Genomic DNA, 5,767 nt, shown 5'->3' on the forward strand with positions numbered 1-5,767 from the left:
TAACACCAACTGATAAACCAATTGCATACCAAGGTAAAGATCTACCCGCTACGAAATAATCCTCTTCGTTTTCATTTGTTTTTCCTAGGGCATAACCTAAATACATAATACCCACCATGTAAATAATAAGAATAATGACATCAAAAGCTTGCATAATTTCCTCCTTTTTCTTACTTAGTTTTTTTTAATACTTCTATAAACATAACTTTTTTTACTTTTGATTTATAAACAAACAATATCATCTATTTCTTTAATTATCAAAAGTGAAAAGCTATAATATACATCACATTCACTAATTTAATCCTAAGGAATAATTGAAGTCAATTTTAAGATTCAAAAGTCATGATTGCGCAATCACCGTTATAAAATTGACGTCTTTTATAGATGTTTAACAAAACAAATTGATTGCGCAATCATATATATTGTTTTGTAATGATAAGCTGTTTTAATATGTAATCTACACTCTAAAATTATAAATACGTTATTAGTTAATATACTATTGTAACTTTTAAGATTTTAAACTTTAAAGAAATAAAAATTGGAAATGTGTAATAAAGATTATGTCTAAACTTTCTAATTAAATATTGATTACAGTAATGATTGCGTAATCATCTATATGTAAAGGATATCATCATTATCACATTATGTCAATACCTTTTGTGAAATTTATAGAAAAAAAGTAGTATCTTGTTTTATTCTTACATAACGATATTTAAACTTTGCTTTAATAGTAATAGTTATTCATTTATACGTGTCCAAAACCATTTACTACTATGATTTTAGACATGTATAAACAACTTTAATATTTGCTACTATAATATATATTTTTTATTTCTTAATCTATCAAAAATATCTACACCCAATTGTAGTAATATATCAATTATATCTAAGAAAACCCAGTTTTCAACTAAGTAATCCCCTTCTCGTCTATATAAATCAGCATTTCTCATTACAATAGGCTTACCTGTTGCAGGAATGCCCAACCAATCATTTCCTGTATGTGTAGCAACAAACCCTGTCCATTCAAGTAGAGTTGCATATTTACCTTCTCCAAAATAAATTCTATCATCTACATCATCAATTAAACGCCTGTCTGGAACAGCTTTAAGAAAAGGTCCTTGATGGTATTTTTCGAAACCTTTAACTCCTCTTGTGGAACCTATTCCACATGGACCATACCACATAAAATCTTTTCCAAAATATTTTTCCATACCCATCTTACCCATTCCCTTTTCTTCGAAGGACATTAATCCACCAAAAATCATATCATACATAATTTGATAACTCTTTTTAGATTCTTCTTCATCACATGTTCCCATTAATACTCCATCATTTGTAGCTGGACCAGGAATATTTATCTCTGGTGCTAATGACTTAACAAATTTATATCCAGCTTGACGCATTAAATCAAAGATATCAATTAGTGTAGATAAATGTTTTTTTGCACATCTGGTAAAGATTTCAACAATGATTTTCAAAACTTATCTACAACAGTTTTTGTTCCTTTTAATTCATTAAAAGGTTGAGGTCCATTCCAGTTAAAATCTTCATGGCAATATTCATTAACAATACTTTCAATAGAATCTGGTGTAGCTCCATAAATTTTATTGTGAAAATCCATTACGATTTTTTTGTTTTCAACATGCCTATTGGTCATTTCACTACCTCCTATAGGTTAATAAATTACTGTGTGATTTATTTCAAAACTTCTTTATATACTCTAATTAAATTTTCACCTAAGATTTTCTTACAATCTTCATTACTATAGCCATATTCTAAAAGTGCATCAATTACTTGTGAGAAATTTTCATGGGTATTTGGACCTTCTATGAAATCACTTTTTCTAACTCCATACCAAATTCCATCAATTAAACCTGGATATTTTTCACTTTGGACTGGAGTAAGTTTATCTGTTTCACAAGGTCCAAGATTTGCAAAACCTCTTACAACACTTCTATCAATAGGAGTTCTATATGCACTATAATCTGGTCCTAATGCAACATGATCAATTCCTGCAATTTTCACAATATGATCTATGTGTTTAATTAAATCTTGAACATTTGGTGCTTCTTTATCACCGTTTACTAAAGCGGCCCAGAAACTAACCGCGACTACTCCACCTTTATCAGCAATAGCTTTTATTCTTTCATCACTAATATTTCTCGGATGATCATGAACAGCTTTCGCACAAGTGTGTGAATCAATAATAGGATTTTTAGTTAATTTTATTAAATCGAAAAATCCGTAATCAGATAACTGAGAAGTATCAAGAAGTATACCAAGTCTATCACACTCTCCTACAACTTCTCTACCAAAACCAGTAAGTTTTCCTTTTGTTCTTGTTTGAGCAACTCCATCAGCTAATCTGTTTCTAGTATTTCCAGTCAATTGTAATCCACGAAGCCCCATTCTATATAGAGAACGTAAACTTGATAGTAAGTTTAAGTTAGGTTTTCCTTCTAATGGCTTTCCGCCTTCTAAAGTAGCAAGGATTGCAATTTTACCATTTTTTATAGCATAATCTATGTCGTCTGAATTACGGCAAAGTACAAATGAAGTACATCCAGCTTCTAATTCTGAGTTTAATACATCTAATTTTTTATGTGCATCCCAAAAACGGAATTTATCAGTTGCACTATACATTACTTGAGCTACATGCTCGCCACCTACAGCCATGTTTACTACATTAACACCTTGCTTTTGGAGCATCGGTTTATAAACATTATCGAAAACATGAACTTTTCCAGCAAGAGCATCCTTTTCATTTTTCAAAAATTCATATACGTATTCATCAAGTATTTCTTGATGTCCATCAACAACAATAAAATCTTTATTTAAACTATTTCCCATAATTCTCTCCTCCATTAACCAATAGTTTTCTTCATAACACGCATTAAGTTTCCACCTAAAATTCCAGCGATATCTTTATCAGAATATCCACGTCTTACTAAGTAATCAGCAATAACATAAGCTTCACTTAAGTTATTAGGGTCATTTAACATATGATCTCCTTGAGGAATCCCAGTATAAAAACCTTCAATTGATCCTGGGAAAGGACACATAGCTCTATGAACATTGTGAATTAAATCAAAGTTATCAAAATCAAGTCCTATTCCTATATGTTCGGGTCCAATCAATTCTGCTATATGATCTATATGGTCTACAACATGATCAAAAGTAACAATTTCTCCTGTTTCTTCAGCTTTATGCATTATTTCCGTTTTAACCATTTCAAGACAAATTACTCCGCCATTCTTACCCATTGCTTTAATTCTCTCATCACTTAAGTTATTTGGATTATTACAAATCGCTTGAGTGCCTATATGTGAAACAATAACAGGTTTTTTACTAACTTCCATAATATCCATATAACTTCTATCATTCATGTGTGTTAAGTCAATTAACATTCCAATTCTATTCATTTCTTCTACATGTTTTACACCAAATGTTGTAAGTCCCGCATCAGCAACTGCTTCTCCCATTCCATCAGCAAAAGCAGTTCTAGCTGCTCCACATATACAGTTAACTCTCAATCCTAATCTATGCAATGTACGTAACATAACAAGGCTTTCTTCACCATGTCTTCCTTCAAGTGCTCTTGAACCTTCAAATGTCATCATTACACCAATTTTGCCTTCAGCTTTAGTTTCTTCAATTTCCTTAGTATTAGTTACAATTCTAAAAGTCTTACTTGTTTTCTCTTCATTACGAAGCATATCTATTTGTTCAAAAACACCAAACTCCAAATCATCAGTTAAGTTACAAAGACAAGGAGAGTTTGCCCCTATGCTTGTCCCTATTACATTGATTCCACCCTGTTTTAAAATAGGTGCATAATGTGTATCAAAAATGTCCTTTTCTCCTAAAGCTTGACGAATTGCAAATTCGAACATCATATGATTATGTATGTCTATAAAATTGCATTCTGCATTTAATCTCTTTGCTCTATCACTAATTTCGCTTTTCTTTTTTTTGTTTAAAGTATATTTTGCCATACCTTCTCCCTCCAATACTTATTTTAAATAAATCACTTTTTATACTCTTTAAGAATAATATCAAAACAATAATTCATCTGCGGATTGTTATTCATTTTCATGATTGCGCAATCATAGAAAAACAAAATAAACATCCTGTTTTTTATATTACTTTTATTTATTTATCCGTATTAATTTTTAATTTATAGTATTCCGAGTAATGATTACGCAATCATCACTTGTGTAAAGGATACCACAACTAATCCTCTACGTCAACTATTTATATGAATTTATGAGTAAAAAAATCACTTCCTTATTTAATATTACTTACAAATTTTCACTGTAGAGCGTATAACCAATTCCATTTTAATTTTTTTCAAAATTTGCTTTTCAGGATTTTCTAACAGTTCTTCAATAATCTCTATGGTAGCATCAATCATTTCATGCACTGGTTGTCTTACAGTTGTTAAATCATAAGCAGGTTTTTTAGCTACAGGATTATCATCAAATCCAATCACAGATAAATCTTCAGGTATATTTAATCCCATTTCTATTCTTGCTGCATCAAGAACCCCCATAGCCATATCGTCCCCAGCACAAAAAATTGCATCGGGCGGATTACTTGCCGTAAGCATTTGAATTGCAGCTTTATATCCTGATTCATAGGAATAATCACCTTCATAAATATATACTGGTTTCTTATTATATTCTTTAAGCTTTTCAATAAAGGCTTCATTTCTTTCGGCTTTTTTTTCACCTGACACACAACCAATAAACTTGTGTCCATTAAGAACTAAAAAATCAGCCACCTCATCTACTGCCTTTATAGTATCACTCCAAACAGCACTAGCATTTGTATTTGAGATAGCACGATTAAATAGTATTATAGGTATTTTACTATTAGTAAAATAATTCATTATATTTGATCTGGTCGCTGGAGATGTAACAATAATTGCATCAACTCTATAATGATGAACTTGAGCTACTACCGCTTCCATCCCCACAGAAGGATCTGCAACAAAAATTAAAGCTTGCCTTCCTGTTGCTTGAATTTTAAAGATTAATTTAGTCAAAACTCTTTCATAAAAAAAACCAATATTAGGACCAATAACAACAGCAATAATATTTGTTTTTTGTGAAATAAGACTCCTAGCAATACCATTAGGATTATATCCTAGTTCCTTTGCTGCTTTATGAACTTTTTCGACTGTAGTTTCTCTTACTTTCCCTTTCCACTTTGGGTTATAAACTCTTGAAGCAGTAATCGTAGAAACATTTGCCAGCTTTGCAACATCACTTAGAGTAGCAAATTTTGAACCATCTTTTTTCATAAAAATCTCCATTCTAAGAGTCGGCTTAAGAATTAATTCTACTTTTTATTCAAAAGATACAATCTTTAAGTATCTTTAAAATAAAATTAGTAGAAGTTATTCTTAAACGATCTCTTTCCTTAAGTCGGCTTAAGAAATTAGTATATATAAGTTTTTAAATTCACTATACTAAACTGCTCGATAGTTGTCAACTTTACAGAATAAAAGAAATAGCAGGGAATCAAAATTAACTCCTCTGCTATTTCTTCTATCTTAAATTTTTCATTATCTATATAGATTACTTCATCATACTTGGAAGCCACATTGACAATTGTGGAATGAAGATTATAAATATTAATCCAATCAACATTGCAATAATCCATGGCCATACATTCTTAACTACATCCTCGAAGCTAGCATCACATATTTGTGCAGCAACAAAGAGGTTTCCTCCAAGTGGTGGAGTAAGTAGTCCTAATGTAG

The 5,767-nt window shown here is 30.8% G+C and carries 6 protein-coding genes; all 6 read right to left on the minus strand.

Annotated features, from left to right (window positions below):
• Positions 1-812 precede the first annotated feature (812 nt).
• Entirely contained in the window at positions 813-1,478 is a 666-nt protein-coding gene (locus tag ACQ3F0_RS26530; protein ID WP_428868834.1) for an ester cyclase, read from the minus strand.
• Entirely contained in the window at positions 1,475-1,657 is a 183-nt protein-coding gene (locus tag ACQ3F0_RS26535; RefSeq protein ID WP_428868835.1) for a hypothetical protein, read from the minus strand. Before ACQ3F0_RS26535 ends, ACQ3F0_RS26530 begins: the two co-directional genes overlap by 4 nt.
• Before the next feature lie 38 nt (positions 1,658-1,695).
• On the minus strand, positions 1,696-2,850 hold the full coding sequence (locus ACQ3F0_RS26540) for a dipeptidase (protein WP_428868836.1): 1,155 nt from the start codon (positions 2,848-2,850) through the stop codon (positions 1,696-1,698).
• A 14-nt stretch (positions 2,851-2,864) separates the two neighbouring features.
• Entirely contained in the window at positions 2,865-3,995 is a 1,131-nt protein-coding gene (locus tag ACQ3F0_RS26545; protein ID WP_428868837.1) for a dipeptidase, read from the minus strand.
• Between the two features lie 302 nt (positions 3,996-4,297).
• Positions 4,298-5,305 (minus strand): LacI family DNA-binding transcriptional regulator, encoded by a 1,008-nt coding sequence (locus ACQ3F0_RS26550; RefSeq protein ID WP_428868838.1) that lies wholly within the window; start codon positions 5,303-5,305, stop codon positions 4,298-4,300.
• A gap of 277 nt (positions 5,306-5,582) precedes the next feature.
• Positions 5,583-5,767, minus strand: a 185-nt coding sequence (locus ACQ3F0_RS26555; RefSeq protein ID WP_428868839.1) for a TRAP transporter large permease subunit, incomplete at its 5' end; no start/stop codon positions are given.

The organism is Clostridium sediminicola (assembly GCF_050402865.1).
Lineage (GTDB): Bacteria > Bacillota > Clostridia > Clostridiales > Clostridiaceae > Clostridium_AF > Clostridium_AF sediminicola.